General features: G+C 48.5%; 16 protein-coding genes, 1 other RNA gene and 1 pseudogene. 4 read left to right on the top strand and 14 right to left on the bottom strand.

Annotated features, from left to right (window positions below):
- Positions 1 to 96 precede the first annotated feature (96 nt).
- Positions 97 to 279: non-coding RNA, 6S RNA (gene ssrS, locus AYY16_RS00390), on the top strand.
- Positions 280 to 313: 34 nt separating this feature from the next.
- Entirely contained in the window at positions 314 to 919 is a 606-nt protein-coding gene (locus tag AYY16_RS00385) for a 5-formyltetrahydrofolate cyclo-ligase (protein ID WP_067360594.1), read from the top strand.
- Positions 920 to 1113: 194 nt separating this feature from the next.
- Here the strand turns inward: AYY16_RS00385 and serA are convergent, their stop codons facing one another.
- Both serA and rpiA read right to left on the bottom strand, forming a co-directional pair.
- The gene (gene serA, locus AYY16_RS00380; RefSeq protein WP_067360591.1) at positions 1114 to 2364 is read right to left on the bottom strand and encodes a phosphoglycerate dehydrogenase; all 1251 of its coding nucleotides are present in this window, start codon (positions 2362 to 2364) and stop codon (positions 1114 to 1116) included.
- 371 nt (positions 2365 to 2735) lie between these two features.
- A pseudogene (gene rpiA / locus AYY16_RS00375) lies at positions 2736 to 3394 on the bottom strand (ribose-5-phosphate isomerase RpiA).
- 299 nt (positions 3395 to 3693) lie between these two features.
- Here rpiA and AYY16_RS00370 point away from each other — a divergent pair.
- A complete protein-coding gene (locus AYY16_RS00370; protein ID WP_067360588.1) occupies positions 3694 to 4602 on the top strand; it encodes a LysR family transcriptional regulator ArgP in 909 nt (302 codons plus the stop codon).
- On the opposite strand, the gene AYY16_RS00365 is transcribed toward AYY16_RS00370, so the two are convergent.
- The 12 genes from AYY16_RS00365 to ampD all read right to left on the bottom strand — a co-directional run bounded on the left by AYY16_RS00365 (position 4599) and on the right by ampD (position 20839).
- Entirely contained in the window at positions 4599 to 5327 is a 729-nt protein-coding gene (locus AYY16_RS00365) for an oxidative stress defense protein (RefSeq protein WP_067360585.1), read from the bottom strand. The genes AYY16_RS00370 and AYY16_RS00365 overlap by 4 nt on opposite strands.
- Positions 5328 to 5418: 91 nt before the next feature.
- Positions 5419 to 6042 (bottom strand): arginine exporter ArgO, encoded by a 624-nt coding sequence (gene argO / locus AYY16_RS00360; protein WP_067360582.1) that lies wholly within the window; start codon positions 6040 to 6042, stop codon positions 5419 to 5421.
- 246 nt (positions 6043 to 6288) lie between these two features.
- A complete protein-coding gene (locus AYY16_RS00355) occupies positions 6289 to 6771 on the bottom strand; it encodes a hypothetical protein (protein ID WP_223861179.1) in 483 nt (160 codons plus the stop codon).
- A gap of 68 nt (positions 6772 to 6839) precedes the next feature.
- The gene (gene mscS, locus AYY16_RS00350) at positions 6840 to 7700 is read right to left on the bottom strand and encodes a small-conductance mechanosensitive channel MscS (protein WP_067360579.1); all 861 of its coding nucleotides are present in this window, start codon (positions 7698 to 7700) and stop codon (positions 6840 to 6842) included.
- A 149-nt stretch (positions 7701 to 7849) separates the two neighbouring features.
- Entirely contained in the window at positions 7850 to 8215 is a 366-nt protein-coding gene (locus tag AYY16_RS00345) for a YacL family protein (RefSeq protein WP_067360576.1), read from the bottom strand.
- Between the two features lie 143 nt (positions 8216 to 8358).
- Complete coding sequence (locus AYY16_RS00340) at positions 8359 to 9366, bottom strand: putative adhesin (protein WP_150384804.1); 1008 nt, start codon at positions 9364 to 9366, stop codon at positions 8359 to 8361.
- A 280-nt stretch (positions 9367 to 9646) separates the two neighbouring features.
- A complete protein-coding gene (gene acnB / locus AYY16_RS00335) occupies positions 9647 to 12244 on the bottom strand; it encodes a bifunctional aconitate hydratase 2/2-methylisocitrate dehydratase (RefSeq protein WP_067364488.1) in 2598 nt (865 codons plus the stop codon).
- Between the two features lie 428 nt (positions 12245 to 12672).
- Positions 12673 to 14100 carry a dihydrolipoyl dehydrogenase gene (lpdA, locus tag AYY16_RS00330; protein WP_067360569.1) on the bottom strand — a complete coding sequence of 476 codons (1428 nt, stop codon included), beginning with the start codon at positions 14098 to 14100 and terminating at the stop codon, positions 12673 to 12675.
- Between the two features lie 201 nt (positions 14101 to 14301).
- Entirely contained in the window at positions 14302 to 16167 is a 1866-nt protein-coding gene (gene aceF / locus AYY16_RS00325; RefSeq protein WP_067360566.1) for a pyruvate dehydrogenase complex dihydrolipoyllysine-residue acetyltransferase, read from the bottom strand.
- Between the two features lie 13 nt (positions 16168 to 16180).
- Positions 16181 to 18844 (bottom strand): pyruvate dehydrogenase (acetyl-transferring), homodimeric type, encoded by a 2664-nt coding sequence (gene aceE, locus AYY16_RS00320; RefSeq protein ID WP_067360563.1) that lies wholly within the window; start codon positions 18842 to 18844, stop codon positions 16181 to 16183.
- Positions 18845 to 19012: 168 nt separating this feature from the next.
- Complete coding sequence (pdhR, locus tag AYY16_RS00315) at positions 19013 to 19777, bottom strand: pyruvate dehydrogenase complex transcriptional repressor PdhR (RefSeq protein WP_067360560.1); 765 nt, start codon at positions 19775 to 19777, stop codon at positions 19013 to 19015.
- A gap of 489 nt (positions 19778 to 20266) precedes the next feature.
- On the bottom strand, positions 20267 to 20839 hold the full coding sequence (ampD, locus tag AYY16_RS00310; RefSeq protein ID WP_067364485.1) for a 1,6-anhydro-N-acetylmuramyl-L-alanine amidase AmpD: 573 nt from the start codon (positions 20837 to 20839) through the stop codon (positions 20267 to 20269).
- Between the two features lie 289 nt (positions 20840 to 21128).
- Between ampD and ppdD the strand changes: the two genes are divergently transcribed.
- On the top strand, positions 21129 to 21548 hold the full coding sequence (gene ppdD / locus AYY16_RS00305) for a prepilin peptidase-dependent pilin (protein ID WP_067360557.1): 420 nt from the start codon (positions 21129 to 21131) through the stop codon (positions 21546 to 21548).
- Positions 21549 to 21561 lie beyond the last annotated feature (13 nt).

Raw genomic sequence — 21561 nt, 5'->3', positions numbered from 1 at the left:
CAGTCACTAGACAAAAAAAAATAGTGAAATTAGGTTGCAATCTCAGCGCAGATTCATACAATGAACCTAAGAAAAGATTTAACGAAAGTTTCAAAAAATTCTCTGGAATGTTTGTCAGCGGGCGAGTCCCCTGAGCCGATATTGATACAGACAGAATGTGGTGATTTGTCACCGGTGAGCATACCTGATTCGTTCAGGCAGCCTAATGGAAGCAACACTGCGTTCACCTTGAACCAAGGGTTCAAGGGTAACAGCCTGCGACGGCATTCCGGAGATCTCCATCTCCACTCTTCGTTTACTCCCTGACCTTACTATGACTAATGAAACGTTGTTACAAACGCGACATCATCTGCGTCAGTCAATCCGCCAAAAGCGCCGTGCACTCAATCCGCAACAGCAATCTGATGCCGCTCACGCACTGCTTCAGCAAATCGTTCATCATCCTGATATCAGTGATGCAAATAATATTGCCCTGTTTCTTTCTTTTGATGGTGAAATTGATACCGGTCCGCTGACAGAATGGCTGTGGTCACAGGGAAAGCACGTATTTTTACCTGTTTTGCACCCGTTCAGCCGCCATCACCTGTTATTTCTGGCTTATCGCCCTGATACCCCGCTGATTAAAAATAAATTTTCAATTTCAGAACCGGCATTGGATGTCACACAAGTGCTTCCGCCGGAAAAACTGGATCTGATGTTTATTCCGCTGGTGGCATTTGATTCACAGGGAGAACGGCTGGGAATGGGTGGCGGTTTTTATGACCGTATGCTGACTAACTGGCAAACGAAAGGATTTTACCCGGTGGGGCTGGCACATGATTGTCAGCAGGTCAGTGAATTACCCGCCGCACAATGGGACATTCCGTTGCCGGAAATACTCACACCGTCACGCCGGTGGTTGTGGACTGAACATAAATAAATAAGATGTAACGTTATGAGATTGCACAGCGTATGTCTTTACGCCGGATAAGCTACCGGCAACGGGCAAAACGAAAAGACGCTGTAAATACATCCGTGTAAGCTCAGCCGCGCCATCCATGGCGCGGATGCTTTTCGTTCCTCTGCCCGTTACCGTTCGTGTACTTTAACTATCAATAACAAAAACGACTAATATCAGAAAAGCTGGCGCGCGCGAACCGTTCCCGGCAAGGCTTTTAACTGAAGTAATACCTCATCAGCTTCCTGCGGGTTATTCGCCACCATATCAATAACCACATAACCCAACTCGCCCGCCGTTTGTAAATACTGCGCCGCGATATTAATCCCGCGATCAGTAAATATCTGGTTGATACTGGTCAGCATTCCCGGACGGTTTTCATGGATATGCAGCAGACGATTAGCATTTTGGGCATGACCCGGCAATGAAACTTCCGGGAAATTGACCGCAGAGAGCGTCGAGCCGTTATCTGAGTATTTCGCCAGTTTGCCGCCCACTTCAAAACCGATATTTTCCTGAGCTTCCTGCGTGGAGCCGCCGATATGCGGCGTCAGAATGACATTATCGAAACCAATCAGCTGAGAAATAAACGGATCGGCCGGGTCATTATTTGCCGCAGGTTCTGACGGGAACACATCCACAGCAGCCCCGGAAAGGTGCTTTGATGCCAGCGCCTGGCTCAGTGCCGGGATATCAACAACCGTCCCGCGTGAAGCATTAATAAAAATGGAGCCCGGCTTCATCAGCTCAAACTCATGTTTACTAATCATATTTTTAGTGGAATCTATTTCCGGCACATGCAGCGTCACCACATCGCTCATATTAAGCAGCTCAGAGAGATGGCGCACCTGGGTGGCATTGCCGAGAGGAAGCTTATTCTCTATGTCATAAAAATAGACATTCATTCCGATGGATTCCGCAAGGATACCCAGTTGCGTACCGATATGCCCGTAGCCGATAATCCCCAGTTTTTTACCCCGCGCCTCATAGCAACCTTTCGCCTGTTTATCCCAGATACCACGGTGGGCTTTGGCATTGGCTTCCGGAATACGGCGCAGCAGCAGTAATAACTGTCCCAGTACCATCTCAGCCACGGAACGGGTGTTTGAGAAAGGTGCGTTAAAGACAGGAATACCGCGTTTTGCTGCCGCAGTCAGATCAACCTGATTGGTGCCGATGCAAAAACACCCGACAGCGACCAGTTTTTCGGCACAGGCAAAAATCTCTTCCGTCAGTTGAGTCCGGGAGCGGATCCCGATAAAGCGGGCATCACGGATCGCGTTTTTTAATTCTTCCGTGGACAATGCCCCTTTATGGTATTCAATGTTGCTGTAACCCGCTGCTTTAAGGCTGTCTACTGCACTCTGGTGTACGCCTTCCAATAGCAGAAATTTAATTTTCTCTTTTTCCAGTGATACTTTTACCATGACCCTGCCCTTTATTAGTTCCCGAATGTGTCTGTCCCCACACCCTTATTCATTCAAACTGCAGGTTCGTTGGCGGAACGACGCCCGCCTGCATCTTGAATGACGTTGGGTATACACCAAAATAACAAAAAATGACGGCTCCGCAATACACGTCTCCGTAGGTGCTCAGCACAAATCGCAGGAAAAGAAGGGATTTACAGGAGAAAATGAAAAAATGCCGGAGAGTGATGATATTTTGGTCATATCAAAGACAAAATTGTGATATATATCACCGAAATTTATGATTTAAAAAAAAATAAAAAAAGGAGCGGTTATCCGCTCCTTTCCGTAATGCTGATATCAATACCTATCACATTATATATCACATTGATTTATTTGATGGTTTTCACGCCATCCTGCGTCCCCATCAGCACCACATCAGCGCCACGGTTAGCAAATAAACCCACAGTCACAACGCCTGCAATCGCGTTAATTTTGTTTTCCATCTCAACCGGGTTGAGAATTTCCAGATTATATACATCCAGGATCACGTTGCCGTTATCTGTCACCACATTCTGACGATATTCCGGCTGTCCGCCCAGTTTGACCAGTTCACGGGCAACATAAGAACGCGCCATCGGAATAACTTCAACCGGCAGCGGAAATTTACCCAGTAAATCCACATACTTGCTGTCATCAACGATACAAATAAAGGTTTTTGCGATTGCCGCAATAATTTTTTTCGCGGGTCAGTGCTGCACCGCCGCCTTTGATCATATTCATATGATGGTCGATTTCATCCGCACCATCCACATACACATCCAGACCGTCGACATCGTTGCAGTCAAATACCGGGATGCCGTAGCTTTTCAGTTTTGCAGTAGATGCTTCAGAGCTGGACACTGCACCGTCAATCTGACCTTTCATCGTGGCGAGTGCATCAATAAAGTGTGATGCGGTAGAACCCGTACCCACTCCGACAATGGTTCCCGGCTTCACGTAGTCTAATGCCGCCCAGCCAACTGCTTTTTTTTAATTCATCCTGATTCATTGTTTTGCCCTTTATTATTCATGAGATGTCACCGCATAGCCCAGATTAATTATATACCCTTATTCATTCAAACTGCAGGTTCGTTAGCTTCACTCCGCCAGCCGGGTCACATACTGATGTATGCTCCCCGGCAATCGGAGCTTGCCGCCTGCCTGCATCTTGAATGACGTTGGGTATAGCAATTATTTCTCCGGCAGAATGCGAATTGTGGCATATTGTGACTTAGTCACAAATGAAATCATTTTTCACTACAGATTTTCAATCTGTTCGCTTACCAATGAAAAGAGGAGACGGCAGTAATGAGACGACCGGACTACCGGGCTCTTCAGGCGCTGGATGCAGTTATCCGTGAACGCGGTTTTGAGCGGGCAGCACAGAAACTGTGTATTACCCAGTCTGCGGTGTCACAGCGGATCAAACAGCTGGAAAATTTGTTTGGTCAGCCGCTGCTGGTACGCACCGTGCCGCCGCGCCCGACAGAAGAAGGGCAAAAATTACTGGGATTACTGCATCAGGTGGAGTTGCTGGAAGCCGAATGGCTGGGCGACGATGCCGGAAATATTGAACCGCCGCTGATATCACTTGCCGTCAACGCAGACAGCCTGGCGACCTGGTTGCTTCCGGCGCTGCGTCATGTGCTGGCAGATCTTGCTATCCGGCTGAATATTCAGGTGGAAGATGAATCACGTACGCATGAACGCCTGCGGCGCGGAGAGGTGGTCGGTGCAGTCAGTATTCAGCCGCGCCCGTTACCGGGATGCCTTGCGGATCAACTGGGTGCGCTGGATTACCTGTTTGTCGGCTCCCCGGAATTTGCCGCGCGTTATTTTCCTGACGGCGTAAGCCGCAGTGCGCTTCTCAAAGCTCCGGCGGTGGCGTTTGACTATCTTGATGATATGCACATGGCATTCCTGCAGACCAATTTTGACCTGGCGCCGGGCAGTGTGCCGAGCCACGTTCTTAACTCATCAGAAGCTTTTGTGCAGTTGGCAAAGCAGAGTTCGGCCTGTTGTATGATCCCGCATTTACAGATTGCGGGCGAGCTGGAGCGGGGAGAATTGGTCGATCTGACACCGGGTCTGTTCCAGCGCCGGATGCTGTACTGGCACCGTTTTTCACCGGAAAGCGCCACCATGCGCCGGGTGACTGACGCCCTGATCAAACACGGGCGTCAGACATTGCGGCAGGCGCCGCCCGAAACAGATTAACGTTTCAGTTCAAACACAACATCCACCTGATCACGGAAATCAACGGTCTGCTGTTCATAGGTTTCATCGGCCGTTGCACCCGCAGGTGCCGCGTCCATGTTCATCATCATTTTACCGCGTGCCATAACCGGAACCGGCTGTGGTGCGTTATAACCGATACTGTACACGGCACCCAGCTCAGAGCCGAAACCTTTTGCGACGGATTTTGCCTGTGATACCGCATCATCAATGGCTTTCTGACGTGCATCCGCGCGATATTTTTCCGGATTATTCACCCCGAATTCCACAGAGCGAATATCATCCAGACCACTCTTCAGTGCGCCATCCAGCAATGTGTTTAACTTATTAAGGTCGTACACTTTTACCGTCACAGAGCGGGACGCATTGTAACCACGGATAACCGACTCTTCTTTTTCTTTATCATAGACATAGTCAGGGCTGGTATTAATATTTGCCGCATTGATGTCTTTTTTCTCAATTCCCTGCGCTTTCAGGAAATCAAAATACTGTGCAACGCGTTTATCTGCCTGTGCTTTGGCACCCGCTGCCCCGCTATCCTTCACTGTCACATTGATAGACAGTGTCGCCATATCAGGCTCAGCCTGAATGACCGCACTACCGGAAGTTGAGATATGCGGACCAGCCGGGGTTTCCGCTGCCTGCGCAGCAACCGAATAACTCCCTAAAGCAACCATGGCGGCAAGGGCAAGAGATTTAAGTTTCACATATCCTCCTTCTGTTAAGATCCGGTCACATAACAGAACGTTATGCCGGAATCATTAACACTAACATAGATTAACAAAAGAATATTTCGGATTAATAAGAAATATCCAATCCTTTTAAGGCCAATTGTATTGCGATATACCACATAACTGAACCGACAAACAGATTGATAATCCGCTGTGATACCGGTTTTTGCAATACCGGAGAGAACCAGGCAGATAACAGCGCCAGTCCGAAAAACCACAGAACAGAGGCGCACACAGCTCCGGCGGTAAACCAGATACGTAGATCCGCGCCCAGTTGCCCGCCGATACTGCCCAGCACCACAAAGGTATCAAGATAGACATGCGGATTGAGCCAGGTCACTGCCACCAGCGTCATAATCACCCGCCAGCGGCTGCGGACAACCTGCTCTTGTATTGTCAGTGCAATATCATTTGTAAAAACTGAGCGTAATGCCCCGAATCCATACCACAACAGAAACGCCACCCCGCCCCAGGTCACCAGCGCCATCAACCAGACAGACTGACTCAGCAGCGCACTGCCGCCGAAGACACCGGCTGCGATCAGTAACACATCACTGAGCGTGCATAAAAATGCACTCATCAGGTGATACTGCTTCCGGCAGCCCTGTTGCAGAACAAATACATTTTGTGGTCCCAGCGGCAATATCATTGCCGCACCAAGCAATAATCCCTGAAAATACGTTTGTAACATGCAAAAAATCCCGATAAATATTCATTTCGCTTCAGATGGAATGAATATTACCGGGATTTTATTATTAGTGAAATTAATACAATTAATGGGTCATTAACATGCCTAATATCCTATACCCAACGTCATTCCAGATGCAGGCAGGCGGCAAGGGAAGATAGACGGGGAGCATACATGAGTATGTGACCCGACTAGCTGAGTACCGCCAACGAACCTGCAGCTTGAATGAATAAGGGTATATACCAAACGTCAGATCCACTCCCAAACCAGACGCACCGGTGTGCCCAGATACCGGCTCACACGGCTGATGATTTCATCCCGCCCGTTATTCATGCAAACAACGAAACTGTTGTTATAGCGGACGGTCAGCCCGTAACAGGCAAAACCGGCAGTTTCATCATAATCCATATCCGGGATCACCGCCGGTGCGCCGCAACAGGGCGTCTGGCGGGGTGATAATGCAGCAGAAATACGTGCCTGTCCTTCATGCCTGACAATATCATTCACCTGTGCGCTCCACCATAAACCGGAAACGGCATAACGACAGGCAGGACAAAGAGGGTAACGAAAATTTTCGCTGCCGGACCAGAGGATTAAGTCGGTCTGTGTCTGATGCGTGATATCTTCCGGCGCCATCCATTCACTCAGATACTGCTCTGCCGCCTGCTGCTGCTCAGCGTCCGGAATATAGGTCAGTGACACAGGAATGAAATGGAGCAAATGTTCGCTCACCAGATTGCCACCGGTACGGTCAAAAAAAGCGGCACCTGCGAATTGGTGCCGCTTATAATATAATACCATTATGCGTTTTCTTGTTTGCCGTTTGGATTGATATGAACATCAAGCTGCGGGAACGGAATGCCGATATTGTGTTTATCCAGTGCGCGTTTGAAATTTTCCAGTAAATCCCAGTTCACACTCAGAAAATCGCCGTTAACCGTCCAGTAACGGACAATAAAGTTCAGGGAAGACGGCGCCATTTCATTAAGACGGACCACGATACCTTTATCCTGCTGCACGCGTGGATCGGCTTCTACAATATCGGTCAGGATCTTCTTCACCAGGTCAATATCCGCGTTATACGCCACTCCCACAATAATATCGCGGCGACGGTTTGGCTCGCGGGTCACATTGATAATATCACCGGAAATAACTTTACCATTCGGGATAACAATGATTTTATCGTCAGCACTGCGCAGTGTTGTGGAGAAAATCTGTACCGTCTGAACAGTCCCTTCCGCGGCACCAATCACCACATATTCACCGGCACGGATCGGGCGGAAAACGACCAGCAATACACCCGCCGCCAGGTTTGAAAGTGAGCCCTGCAAGGCCAGACCAATGGCTAAACCTGCCGCACCCATGACCGCAATCACCGATGTCGTTTGCACACCAAGGCGACCCAGTACAGCAATCAGCGTAAATGCAATCATCGCATAACGGACGATAGCCGAGAGAAAATCAGAAACGGTGATATCAACGCCGCGTATAGCCAGCAGGCGTGATACCGCTTTACCTGCCATTTTTGCGACAAACAGACCAATAATCAGGATCAGAACTGCGGCAACAAGGTTCACAGCATATTCCAGCAATAATGTCTGGTTATTTGCCAGCCAGCCGGTAGCCTGATTCAGGCCATCCGTCAGGAGTTGTTCATTCATTCTTCCACCTCAATGTGTTATCAAAAAAAAAGCAAAATGCTATTCACAACAATAGTCACGACTATAATCAGTTTGATTATGCCGGATGATTAAATTACTGATTTATATTACCGTAAAAAATGAAAAATTCAGAATAAAAGGTGTCACCCTCACCGGTCAGTCGTAACAAATTTACGGTAATTTTCCAGTAAAATCATAAAGTCATCGATTCCGCAAAAGGCAATACTTTCATTATCGTAATAGCTCATGCCATCTTCCGGTTCGTCAGTTTCAAACACGATTTGATTCGCGTTAACCATCACTTCCTCATCATCCAGCAGCAGCGTATATTCATGCCCCACCCGCTGCCATTGCTGCTCCCGCCCTCTGACAAGCTCGCGGGCGCTGACTATCTCATCAAGGACTGAGAGATCCCCTTTTACTTCTTCATTCAGCCAGTGACCGACCGCTTCGTGATCCATTGACAGCTTAACTACCACGTTCCCGTCGATTCCCCGTAAAAATTCATACTCCATCGCTGTGTACCTCTTATTGATGCTTTAGCGCAATATTTTCTGTCATATACTTCTATATTAGCGGGTTATCACGCTTTCCGGCACAAAAAAAAAACGGACATTCCTGAGAAAGTCCGTTTGGATGCCGATCGGCTGTTAAGCAATTATAAAGAAGTACGACACATATAGAGATTCAGATTTATTTTTTTATCATGGAAAATATCTGAAACCGATTTCATCACATTACTCAGCGTATCACTTTCGCCTTTTTTCATACTGATAAGTGTATTACCGGTTTTCTTTGTCAGCGCGGCATAATCAATGTTTTCTTCATTCCCCTGAGTAATATTATATCCCTCAAGCCTTTCTCCGGCATTATGACGCTCTGTCGCCGAAAACTGACCTTCAGCCAGCTTAAGGATGTCATCCATATGACCATCCAGCGCCTTTCCTTTCTCTGTATAAAAACTGAGAGACATGCTGTCCGGAATAGTGTTTTTTGCAAACAATGCCTGTTCACCATGAGCGGCAATATACACCTCTGAAGGCGCATTTCCCGGCACAAAAATATCAAAATGTCTGAATGAAACCTGTGTGACCTTGCTATCCAACTGCGTAATATTGCTGACATCCGTTTTCATTAATTCATTTGCTGCTTTATCGAATCGTAAAAAAACCGTTTTTTTGCCATCCGGTTCAGATTGTTTATAAAGATTCATCGTTTTATTAAATGTGAGCGTTTTATCACTCACTCCCTTTCCCGCCGGTTTTAGTGTCCCGTCAGGGTTACGAATGCAGGTGATGCGTTCTTCCCCGGGGAGGCCTATATGGATAATACGTTGATCTTCACCGGCAAAACTGACGGGGTAATAATTATTATCCTGTTTAAGGTAAAGATTAAAATCATAATCAGAATAAATGTCTTTATGATCCCCGGCAGAGAACAATTCAGGCTTATCCGGGACATCCGGGAATGCAGGCGATAACCGGCTCAGGTCAGCACTCTTAGCTTCATACCGTTGTGGTGAAGAAACGGGCTTGCTCAGATGACCTGTGCTGTCATTTTTCCCGCATATTATTGATTTCAGTTTCTCAAACAGCATTTTGATGCTTTCAATAAGAGAAAGTGAGTGTGTTTTTGGTGAACCTGCCGGCTCTGATGTATTTCTCACACAGCTAATCTCTGCCCCAAATTTACATAGATTAGTCGTTTTATCATTCATTATTTCCGGACTGGCAGATGTTGCTCCGGATACAGCAGATATTTGCATGCGGTTTCGTCTCCTGTTATAGAAGACGCTATTAATACATATTGATATAGCTGGCAACCACAATAAATCAAACATAATTAATTAAATATAAATGTATTTTGGTATTCACACAAAAAAAAACAGGCACTCATCATCATGAGTGCCTGTTTTATTCTGTCCGCCGGAAGCGGTCAGTTACTGCTTATAACGTAGTCTGGAAAATCACGCCGTCAGCCACTTTCGTATACTGATCCAGCTTATCAAAGTTCAGATAACGATAGGTATCTTCTGCCGTTTCATCCACTTTATTCATATAGGTCTGATACTCTGCCGGTGTCGGAAGACGTCCCAGTAATGATGCTACCGCTGCCAGTTCCGCTGATGCCAGATAGACATTAGCACCGGTTCCCAGACGGTTCGGGAAGTTACGCGTGGATGTGGACACGACGGTTGAGTTATCCGCGACCCGTGCCTGGTTGCCCATACAGAGTGAACAGCCCGGAATTTCGACCCGCGCACCGCTCTTGCCAAAGATGCTGTAATAGCCCTCTTCTGTCAGCTGAGCTGCATCCATCTTAGTCGGCGGAGCAACCCACAGACGGGTCGGCAACTGGCCTTTGTGGCTGTCGAGCAGTTTACCCGCCGCACGGAAATGCCCGATGTTGGTCATACAGGAACCAATGAAAACTTCATCGATTTTGCTGCCCGCCACATCAGATAACAGACGTGCATCATCCGGATCATTCGGCGCACACAGAATCGGCTCTTTAATCGCATCAAGGTCAATATCAATCACGGCGGCGTAATCTGCATCCGCATCACCTTCCAGCAATTGCGGATCTGCCAGCCATTTTTCCATACCCTGAATGCGGCGCTCGATAGTCCGGCGATCGCCATAACCTTCCGCGATCATCCATTTGAGCAGCACAATATTGGAATTAAGGTATTCGGTGACCGGTGCTTTATCCAGCTTAATGGTACAGCCCGCCGCAGAGCGTTCCGCAGAAGCATCGGCCAGTTCAAACGCCTGTTCAACTTTCAGTTCAGGCAGCCCTTCAATTTCCAGGATACGACCTGAGAAAATATTTATTTTACCTTTTTTCTCAACCGTCAGCAGCCCGTCCTGTATCGCATAATACGGAATAGCGTGAACCAAGTCGCGCAGGGTAATACCCGGCTGCATTTTACCTTTAAAGCGAACCAGTACAGATTCCGGCATATCCAGCGGCATCACCCCGGTAGCAGCGGCAAATGCCACCAGACCGGAGCCTGCCGGGAATGAGATACCGATAGGGAAACGGGTGTGAGAATCCCCGCCTGTACCGACAGTGTCCGGCAACAACATACGGTTGAGCCAGGAGTGAATAATACCGTCGCCCGGACGCAGCGAAACGCCCCCGCGATTCATAATAAAATCAGGCAGGGTATGGTGCGTATTTACATCCACAGGTTTCGGATACGCCGCCGTATGGCAGAAAGACTGCATCACGAGGTCAGCAGAGAAGCCCAGACAGGCGAGGTCTTTCAGCTCGTCGCGGGTCATCGGACCGGTGGTATCCTGAGAGCCGACAGAGGCCATTTTCGGCTCGCAGTACTCACCCGGACGGATACCGGCAACACCGCAGGCGCGCCCGACCATTTTTTGTGCCAGCGAGAAACCCCGGCTGCTTTTTTCAACCGGTTTCGCCTGACGGAAAATATCTGCCGGCGGCAGACCAAGAGACTCACGCGCTTTTGCCGTCAGCCCGCGTCCGATAATCAGCGGAATACGCCCGCCTGCGCGAACTTCATCGAGCAGTACATCGGTTTTCAGTTCAAATGTTGCCAGCAATTCATTGGTTTCATGATTGCGGACCTCACCTTTATACGGATAAACATCAATGACATCGCCCATATTCAGGTTATTAACATCCACTTCTACCGGCAACGCGCCCGCATCTTCCATAGTATTGAAGAAAATCGGGGCGATTTTGCTGCCCAGTACAATACCGCCGCCGCGTTTGTTCGGCACATACGGGATATCATCGCCCATAAACCACAGAACAGAGTTGGTTGCCGATTTACGGGAAGACCCCGTACCGACCACATCCCCGACATACGCCAGCGGAAAGCCTTTTTTGCTGAGTAAATCAATTTGATTAACAGGACCGATGTTGCCGGGTTCATCCGGATCAATACCCTCACGCGGGTTTTTCAACATCGCAAGCGCGTGTAACGGGATATCGGGACGCGACCAGGCATCAGGCGCAGGAGACAAATCATCCGTATTGGTTTCGCCGGAGACTTTAAACACCGTCACTGTTAGTTTTTCAGCTAATTTCGGACGATCCAGGAACCATTTGGCGTCTGCCCAGGACTGAATAATCGCTTTGGCGTGAAGATTGCCGGCTTTGGCTTTTTCTTCCACGTCATAAAAATTATCAAACATCAGCAGTGTATGAGACAGTGCTTTCGCCGCAACAGGCGCAAGTTTTTCGTTATCAAGGGCGTCAATCAGGGCATGAATATTATATCCCCCCTGCATTGTTCCCAGTAATTCAATCGCTTTTTCCGCTGAAATGAGCGGTGAACGGGCATCACCTTTTGCCAGCGCAGCCAGAAAACCGGCTTTAACATACGCCGCTTCATCAACACCCGGCGGAACGCGGTTGGTAATCAGATCAACAAGAAATGCTTCTTCGCCTTGCGGCGGGGATTTCAGCAGTTCGACCAGGCCTGCGACCTGAGCCGCATTCAGTGGTACAGGGGCGATCCCTTGTGCTGCACGCTCGGCAACATGCTTACGATAATTTTCCAGCACGACATACTCCTTGCTTTCATTGTTTTTTATGAGTGCCCGGCAACGGGGTTTCAGCATATCAAAATTTAAACACATTGTTAATTCATTCACATTAAAGCAACATAAACAATTTGTGAGCTGAATAACATTAGTGAATTAAACTTGCGATTAACCCGTTACCCCGGCGTTGCGCTGCTTTAAGCAGGATTTTGCCCGATAATTCATTATGCCTGCATGAAGAAAAACGGCTGATCCGCCATCAGGATGCACATAATTTATTAATATCTGAATAATATCAATTTGTCTATGCCGACAGGTGTATACCCAATGTCATTCAGGATGCAGATAATGATTGCCGTAACACGGATAATAAACAAAAAAAATCCGGCGCCATAACAGCAGCCGGATTTTTGTTTTGATGATGTCAGGACATCATCATAATTAACTGATTATTTTTTCTTTTTCGCTTTCGGATTCGGAAGGTCAGTAATGCTGCCTTCGTAAATCTCTGCCGCCATACCGATTGACTCGTACAGTGTCGGGTGAGCGTGAATGGTCAGTGCGATATCTTCTGCATCACAGCCCATTTCGATTGCCAGACCGATTTCACCTAACAGCTCGCCGCCGTTAGTCCCGACAATCGCACCACCGATAACACGGTGAGATTCTTTGTCGAAAATCAGTTTGGTCATGCCTTCAGCGCAGTCAGACGCGATAGCACGGCCGGAAGCCGCCCATGGGAACGTAGCTGTTTCGTAGCTGATCCCTTTCTCTTTCGCTTCTTTCTCGGTCAGACCAACCCATGCGACTTCCGGTTCGGTATACGCGATAGAAGGAATGACTTTCGGGTCGAAATAGTGCTTCAGACCGGAAATAACTTCTGCGGCAACGTGACCTTCGTGAACACCTTTGTGTGCCAGCATCGGCTGACCGACGATATCGCCGATAGCAAAGATGTGCGGTACATTGGTGCGCATTTGTTTATCAACGTGGATGAAACCGCGATCGTCAACTTCAACACCCGCTTTATCCGCAGCAAGCGTTTTACCGTTCGGTGTACGGCCGATAGCCACCAGAACCGCATCATAACGCTGTGGCTGTGCAGGGGCTTTCTTGCCTTCCATCGTGACATAAATACCGTCTTCTTTTGCTTCAACGGCGGTCACTTTGGTTTCCAGCATCAGATTAAACTTGCCGCTGATGCGTTTGGTAAACAGTTTAACGATATCTTTATCCGCCGCAGGAATGACCTGGTCGAACATTTCAACCACATCAATCTCTGAACCCAGCGCGTGATAAACGGTCCCCATTTCCAGACCGATAATACCACCGCCCATGACCAGCAGACGGCCCGGGACAGTTTTCAGTTGCAGTGCATCAGTTGAATCCCACACACGCGGGTCTTCATGCGGGATGAACGGCAGCTGAATCGGACGTGAGCCCGCAGCAATAATTGCGTTGTCGAATGTGATTGTGGTTTTACCCTTCTCACCTTCAACATCGATAGTATTCGCACCGGTGAACTGGCCAAGACCATTCACAACAGTTACTTTACGGCCTTTCGCCATACCGGCCAGACCGCCGGTTAACTGAGAAATAACTTTCTCTTTCCACAGGCGGACTTTATCAATATCAGTCTTAGGTTCGCCGAAAACGATACCGTGAGAAGCCAGAGCTTTTGCTTCTTCGATCACTTTCGCAACATGCAGTAATGCTTTGGACGGGATACAACCCACGTTCAGACACACACCGCCTAAAGTTGAATAACGCTCAATCAGAACTGTTTCCAGACCTAAGTCAGCACAGCGGAAAGCCGCTGAATACCCTGCAGGGCCCGCACCAAGTACAACTACCTGGGCTTTAATTTCAGTACTCATCGTGACCTCTTATTTGTTTGTCCGGCGATCAGACGAAATAATACTCCACCGGGACGTACACACTGAGAGTAGTTTACAGAATTGTTAATAACCTGAAAAGACGCAGTTCCGTGACCTGACTCCCGTTCTCCGGGATGGTCTCGTTTCAGCCTGCATCAGCGGGACCGGCGCAATGCCGATCCCGGTGAGGTTACTTACAAATTACATCGTCAGACGGCGTAAATCACTCATGTACTGATTAATCAGCGTGATAAAGCGGGCGCCGTCAGCACCATCGATCACACGGTGGTCGAAGGACAGTGACATTGGCAGAATGAGACGCGGAACAAATTGTTTGCCATCCCAGACCGGTTTCATGGATGAACGTGACAGACCCATGATAGCAACTTCCGGTGCGTTAACAATCGGCGCAAAACCGGTTGTTCCGATACCGCCGAGGCTGGAAATAGTGAAACACCCGCCCTGCATATCAGACGATGTCAGCTTACCGGTACGCGCTTTTTTGGAGATTTCAGCCAGCTCGTAGGACAGCTCCAGAATGCCTTTTTTGTTCACATCTTTAATAACAGGAACAACCAGACCATTCGGGGTATCAACCGCGATACCGATATTGACATATTTCTTCAGAATCAGGCGCTGACCGTCTTCAGTGATTGAGCTGTTTACACGCGGCATATCAACCAGCGCTTTGGCAGCGGCTTTCATCACAAAGACCAGCGGGGTGATTTTCACGCCCAGCTGTTTTTTCTCAGCTTCTTTATTCTGCTGCTTACGGAATTCTTCAACATCCGTAATATCCGCTTCATCCATCAGCGTAACGTGCGGGATAACGACCCAGTTACGGCTCAGGTTAGCACCGGACAGCTTCTGAATACGGCTCAGTTCCAATTCTTCCACTTCACCGAACTTGCTGAAATCAACTTTCGGCCATGGCAGCATACCCGGTAAACCACCGCCGGTTGCAGCTGGTGCCGCTTCAGCGCGTTTAACCGCATCTTTCACATAAGCCTGAACGTCTTCGCGCAGGATACGACCTTTACGGCCTGTACCTTTGACTTTCGCCAGATTCACACCAAATTCACGCGCCAGACGGCGGATAACCGGGCTTGCATGAATATAAGCGTCATTCTCAACAAAATCATTGCCGGTCGCAGGTGCCGGAGCCGCTTTCGCCGCCGGTGCTGCAACAGGTGCTGCCGCCGCTGGTGCTGCTGCCGCCTGAGCGACCGGAGCCGGAGCGGCGCCTGCAACTTCAAAGACCATAATCAGCGAGCCGGTTTTCACTTTATCACCGACCGCGACTTTGATTTCTTTGATTTTGCCTGCCATCGGAGACGGGACTTCCATTGAGGCTTTGTCGCCTTCAACAGTGATCAGAGACTGTTCTTCAGTCACTGTATCGCCGACGCTGACCATAATTTCAGTCACATCGACTTCATCCGCGCCGATATCCGGAACATGAATTTCTTTATCTGCCGCAACAGCAGGCGCTGCTGCCGGAGCCGGAGCTGCGGCTGGTTGTGCTGCTGATGCAGCACCCGCAACTTCAAAGATCATGATAAGAGAACCGGTGCTGACTTTATCGCCGACAGTCACTTTAATCTCTTTCACAACACCTGCCATCGGAGACGGGACTTCCATTGAGGCTTTATCGCCTTCAACAGTAATCAGAGACTGTTCTTCAGTCACTGTATCGCCGACGCTGACCATAATTTCAGTCACATCAACTTCGTCACCGCCGATATCCGGCACATGAACTTCCTGTAATGCAGATGCCGCTGCCGGTGCTGCCGGAGCAGTCGCCTGTGCTGCAGGAGCGGGAGCTGCTGCCCCTGCTTCTGCTTCAAAGACCATGATGAAAGAACCGGTGCTGACTTTATCGCCCACAGCGATTTTAATTTCTTTAACAATCCCTGCCTGCGGCGACGGAACTTCCATCGACGCCTTGTCACCTTCAACAGTGATGAGTGATTGTTCTGCTTCTACTTTATCGCCGACACTGACCATAATTTCAGTCACATCAACTTCATCTGAACCAATATCAGGTACATTGATTTCAATAGACATTAATAATTACCTCTTATGCCACGCGCGGGTTAACTTTTTCCGGATTGATGCTGAATTTCTTAATGGCTTCTTCAACCACTTTCACTTCAACTTCGCCACGTTTAGCCAGTTCACCCAGTGCAGCAACAACAACATAACCGGCATCAATTTCAAAGTGATGACGCAGATTATCGCGGCTGTCTGAACGACCATAACCATCAGTACCCAGAACGCGGTAGTCGCTTGCAGGCACATAAGAACGAACCTGTTCAGCGTACAGTTTCATCCAGTCAGTAGATGCAACCGCAGGTGCGTTATTCATCACCTGAGCGATGTAAGGCACGCGTGGTGTTTCTGACGGATGCAGCATATTCCAGCGATCACAATCCTGACCTTCGCGTGCCAGCTCGGTGAACGAGGTAACACTGTAGATATCAGAGCTGATGCCGTACTCAGAAGACAGGATCTGGCCCGCTTCACGCACGTGACGCAGAATCGCACCTGAACCCAGTAACTGAACTTTACCTTTGTCGCCTGTCAGTGTTTCGAGTTTATAGATACCTTTACGGATACCTTCCTCGACACCTTCCGGCATAGCAGGCATGTGATAGTTTTCGTTCAGTGTGGTGATGTAGTAATAGATGTTTTCCTGAGCTTCACCATACATACGCTCTAAACCATTCTGCATGATAACCGCAACTTCATAAGCGAAAGACGGGTCATAAGAGAGGCAGTTAGGGATAGTCAGTGACTGAATGTGGCTGTGACCATCTTCATGCTGTAAGCCTTCACCATTCAGTGTGGTACGACCGGATGTACCGCCGATCAGGAAGCCGCGCGCCTGCTGGTCGCCTGCCATCCACATCAGGTCACCGATACGCTGGAAACCGAACATTGAATAGTAAATGTAGAACGGGATCATCGGCAGGTTATTGGTGCTGTAAGATGTCGCAGCCGCTAACCAGGATGCGCCGGCACCCAGTTCGTTGATACCTTCCTGCAGAATCTGACCTTTCACATCTTCACGGTAATAGGCAACCTGCTCACGGTCCTGCGGGGTGTACAGCTGACCTTTGGAGTTGTAAATACCGATCTGACGGAACAGACCTTCCATACCAAAGGTACGTGCTTCATCCGCAACAATCGGAACGATACGCTCTTTGATGGATTTGTTTTTCAGCATTACATTCAGTGCGCGCACGAATGCAATGGTGGTGGAGATGTCTTTATTCTGCTCTTCCAGTAACTGGCTGAAATCGCTCAGTGCAGGAATATCCAGTTTTTCATCAAAGTGCGAACGACGTGAAGGAACTGAACCATGCAGCGCTTCACGATGTGACATCATGTATTTCTGCTCTTCAGAGTTTTCGTCAAACTTGATGAACGGCAGTTTTTCCAGTTGGTCATCAGCAACATTGATGTCGAAACGATCACGGAGATGGCGGACGCCGTCCATGTTCATTTTCTTCACCTGGTGCGCGATGTTTTTACCTTCAGCAGTGTCACCCATGCCATAACCTTTAACGGTCTGGGCCAGGATCAGTGTTGGTTTGCCTTTGGTGTCATGCGCTTTTTTCAGTGCTGCGAACATTTTCTTAGGATCGTGACCACCGCGGTTCAGTGCGAAGATCTGCTCATCAGTCCAGTCTTTGACCAATGCAGCTGTTTCCGGGTAACGATTGAAGAAGTTTTCGCGAACGTAAGCACCGTCTTTTGATTTGAAGGTCTGGTAGTCACCATCAACGGTTTCGTTCATCAGCTGGATAAGTTTACCGCTGGTATCTTTCTTCAGCAGTTCATCCCAGCGACCGCCCCACATGACTTTAATGACCTGCCAGCCCGCGCCGGAGAACATACCTTCCATTTCGTTAACGATTTTACCGTTACCGTTTACAGGGCCGTCAAGGCGCTGCAGGTTACAGTTGATAACAAAAATCAGGTTATCCAGGCTTTCACGGACTGCGATGTTAATCGCACCTTTAGATTCCGGCTCATCCATCTCACCGTCGCCCAGGAAGGCATAAACGGTTTGTTCTGAGGTGTCTTTCAGACCACGGTTATCAAGGTATTTCAGGAACTTAGCCTGATAAATTGCAGACAACGGCCCCAGACCCATAGAAACGGTCGGGAACTGCCAGAAGTTTGGCATCAGTTTAGGATGCGGATATGAAGGCAGACCTTTACCGTCAATTTCCTGACGGAAGTTGTTCAGTTGCTCTTCAGTCAGACGACCTTCCATAAATGCGCGTGCGTAGTAACCCGGGCTTAAGTGGCCCTGGAAGAAAATAACATCACCGCCGTCTTTCGCGTTCTGCGCACGGAAGAAGTGGTTAAAGCACACTTCATACATGGTTGCAGCAGACTGGTAAGATGCCATGTGGCCGCCCAGATCCAGGTCTTTCTTGGATGCACGCAGAACCATCATGACCGCATTCCAGCGGATAGCTGAACGAATCCGGCGCTCCAGCTCAAGGTTGCCCGGGTAAGCTGGTTCATCCTCAACAGGAATCGTGTTGATATAGTTACGGTTTACAGCACCTGCTGCAACACTAACACCGCCCTGACGTGCAGTATTCAGAACCTGATCGATCAGGAACTGTGCACGCTCAACACCTTCTTCACGGATGACCGATTCGATCGCCTGTAACCAGTCGCGAGTTTCGATCGGATCCACGTCATTGTTCAAAATGTCTGACATGGTGTATTCCTTATAGTTTATTTGTTTCTGATGTATTCGGAGCCTATCTTCACGTTTCACGCCATTCGTGACGGGCGACGTGAAGATAGGCCCGGCTATATATTGCCGCTGATGCTAAGGTCAGCTTACAGACGCAGCATTCGGATCTGTAAACCCCAAAAATGTTACTTATTCCATGTACTGCTGAAGACGACGCAATGAACGTTCCCGTCGGGTATGTTCACGGCTCATATCCAGCAATACATCTTCCAGGAACGCCAGATGGCGGTGGGATGCTTCCCTCGCCTTCTCCGGCGACCGTCCCATGATGGCCTGGAAAACCTGCTCCCGGTGCTCACTGACCATCATCAGCATCTCTTTCCGGGTATAAAGAAATTCAAAATTCTGCCGGATATTTTTTTCCAGCATCGGCACCATACTGCGTAATAAATGCAGAAGCACAACATTATGTGCCGCTTCTGTCACAATCAGCTGATATTGAAGTACCGCGTGAGATTCGGTATCCACATTGCCTTCATTACTGGCATCAATAATCGCCTGATGGCTGCTGCGGATACGGATAAAATCGGCTTCAGTTCCGCGCAGTGCCGCATAATAGGCAGCGATACCCTCAAGGGCATGGCGGGTTTCGAGCAGATCAAACTGGGATTCCGGGTGCCCTTCAAGTAATTGGACAAGCGGATCGCTGAAGCTTTGCCAGAGATTATTCTGTACAAATGTGCCGCCGCCTTGTCTGCGCAGCAAAAAGCCTTTCGCTTCAAGTTTTTGAATTGCTTCGCGCAGTGAGGGACGTGAGACATCGAACTGTTTGGCCAGCTCGCGTTCAGGCGGAAGCTTCTCCCCCGGGCTTAAAGAGCCATCGAGGATTAAGTGTTCCAGGCGCCGTTCGATCACGTCGGCTAATTTAGGTTGGCGGATTTTGCTGTAAGCCATAATTGCATCAGAACCATCGATATGGATAAATAGTGCTTCATGGGTTTGTAGTCAATTGGTAATACCAATTCCTTTTTACAGGCTCTTAAAGTAACAAAGTATTCACCAACTGTCTATAAAGACCTTGAGCTAAATCATAAAAACCTGCAAGTTTTAACAATTTATTTTAAAAATTAGCATAAATTGATAACCGATACGGCTACATGTCGTATCGCAGATGTTACAGGATTTAACGTTTAAAATTCAGATAAATACGCAAACTGAACCGTTACAGTAACCAACCAAGTGAATATTTAAGCTTTTATTATGCATTTTTAGCCGCTCAAAATAAGCGCAGATATCACCGGCCGTCACACTTACTTACCCGCAACGCCCGTAACTATCATTGGCAGTAATAAAAATTTGGCAATATATTGCTGCTGTACTGATTTTAGCCGGAAATACATAAACAGGTAGTTTTTCACTTCTCCTTTTTTACCCGTCTCTGCGCTATTTTACCGGCAATGTGGCAGGCGTATCTGTCTGTGCCAATGACTTCCGGTATCGATTCCAGTCAAAATACGGGCCCGGATCCGTCTTACGCCCGGGGGCAATATCACTGTGTCCGGTAATGTGCCCTTTTATTTGCGGATAGTAAGATAAAAGCGCCTGTGTCACCTGCGCCAGCGCCTGATACTGCTCATCCGTAAACGCCTGTGTATCCGTCCCCTCCAGTTCAATTCCGACAGAAAAATCATTACATTTTTCTGTTCCCTGATAACAGGAAAGCCCCGCATGCCAGGCGCGCTTATGAAACGGAACATACTGAACAATCTCCCCGGTACGACGGATAAGACAGTGTGCTGATACCCGCAGAGCCTGAATTTCAGCAAAAAACGGATGCTCATCCGGATCCAATGTTCCCTGAAAAAGCTGATCAATATACGGGCCGCCAAATTGCCCCGGCGGCAGACTGATATTGTGGATAACCAACAGGCGGGGAACCGTATCTGCCGGGCGGGTATCACAGTGCGGTGAAATAACCTGCCGGGCGACTGTCAGTCTGCCTTCCTTAATTTCCATCTGCTCTCCTGTGAACATAGTCTGTCTGCTGAACCGGATAGTAAGTACAAATTTGTGCTGCTCAGTATACGCAACGGAGCCCCCGTCAGGAATATCCTGAATTTCCCGCGCTTTTTTCTGCGGCTCAGAACGCAAAAAAATTTGCTGAATTTCATTATTACATCACAGTTTTCCATCCGTACCGAAAAAAACATATACCTCTCTTTTTTGCTGATCCGTCATTGAATAAAGTGCATCACGCTAATTAAGTAACCCGTTCACATACACATTCACACACAAAGGAGCCAGTATGAATCAACACGGATTTACCCTGATTGAAGTGATGGTCGTTGTTGCCATTGTCGCTGTTCTCAGTGCGATAGCCGTTCCCGGCTATCAAAACTATATTCGCAAAGCCGCACTTATCGATGTTTTGCGTACCGTCACTGCATTTAAAACCGGCATTGAGCTGTGCAGTTTTGACAGCCCGTTATTTGCCGGATGCAACAGTGGTCAGGGAACGATTCCTGAAGATTCACCCGGGCGTTACCTCCGGACAATTAAAGCTGAAAACGGGGTTATCTCAGCGGAGGGAAACAGTTCACTCGCCTCCCTCACACTTACCGCAACACCGGCCGGAAACAACGCGAACGGAGTCACCCGCTGGACAACAGCCTGTGAATCCCCTCAGGAAAGCCTGAAAAAACTTTGTCTCGATGTCATAAAATAACATACTGATATGA

The organism is Morganella psychrotolerans (assembly GCF_001676155.1).
In the GTDB taxonomy this organism is placed as follows: Bacteria; Pseudomonadota; Gammaproteobacteria; order Enterobacterales; family Enterobacteriaceae; genus Morganella; species Morganella psychrotolerans.
This window is presented reverse-complemented; position numbering and strand designations above follow the sequence as displayed.

What these genes read in the sequence shown, in the direction of transcription:
- aceF (WP_067360566.1), bottom strand. Translation starts at nt 16,167, where the DNA reads ATGTCTATTGAAATCAATGTACCTGATATTGGTTCAGATGAAGTTGAT.
- AYY16_RS00385 (WP_067360594.1), top strand. Translation starts at nt 314, where the DNA reads ATGACTAATGAAACGTTGTTACAAACGCGACATCATCTGCGTCAGTCA.
- mscS (WP_067360579.1), bottom strand. Translation starts at nt 7,700, where the DNA reads ATGAATGAACAACTCCTGACGGATGGCCTGAATCAGGCTACCGGCTGG.
- lpdA (WP_067360569.1), bottom strand. Translation starts at nt 14,100, where the DNA reads ATGAGTACTGAAATTAAAGCCCAGGTAGTTGTACTTGGTGCGGGCCCT.
- aceE (WP_067360563.1), bottom strand. Translation starts at nt 18,844, where the DNA reads ATGTCAGACATTTTGAACAATGACGTGGATCCGATCGAAACTCGCGAC.
- ampD (WP_067364485.1), bottom strand. Translation starts at nt 20,839, where the DNA reads ATGGAAATTAAGGAAGGCAGACTGACAGTCGCCCGGCAGGTTATTTCA.
- pdhR (WP_067360560.1), bottom strand. Translation starts at nt 19,777, where the DNA reads ATGGCTTACAGCAAAATCCGCCAACCTAAATTAGCCGACGTGATCGAA.
- AYY16_RS00345 (WP_067360576.1), bottom strand. Translation starts at nt 8,215, where the DNA reads ATGGAGTATGAATTTTTACGGGGAATCGACGGGAACGTGGTAGTTAAG.
- argO (WP_067360582.1), bottom strand. Translation starts at nt 6,042, where the DNA reads ATGTTACAAACGTATTTTCAGGGATTATTGCTTGGTGCGGCAATGATA.
- ppdD (WP_067360557.1), top strand. Translation starts at nt 21,129, where the DNA reads ATGAATCAACACGGATTTACCCTGATTGAAGTGATGGTCGTTGTTGCC.
- serA (WP_067360591.1), bottom strand. Translation starts at nt 2,364, where the DNA reads ATGGTAAAAGTATCACTGGAAAAAGAGAAAATTAAATTTCTGCTATTG.
- AYY16_RS00370 (WP_067360588.1), top strand. Translation starts at nt 3,694, where the DNA reads ATGAGACGACCGGACTACCGGGCTCTTCAGGCGCTGGATGCAGTTATC.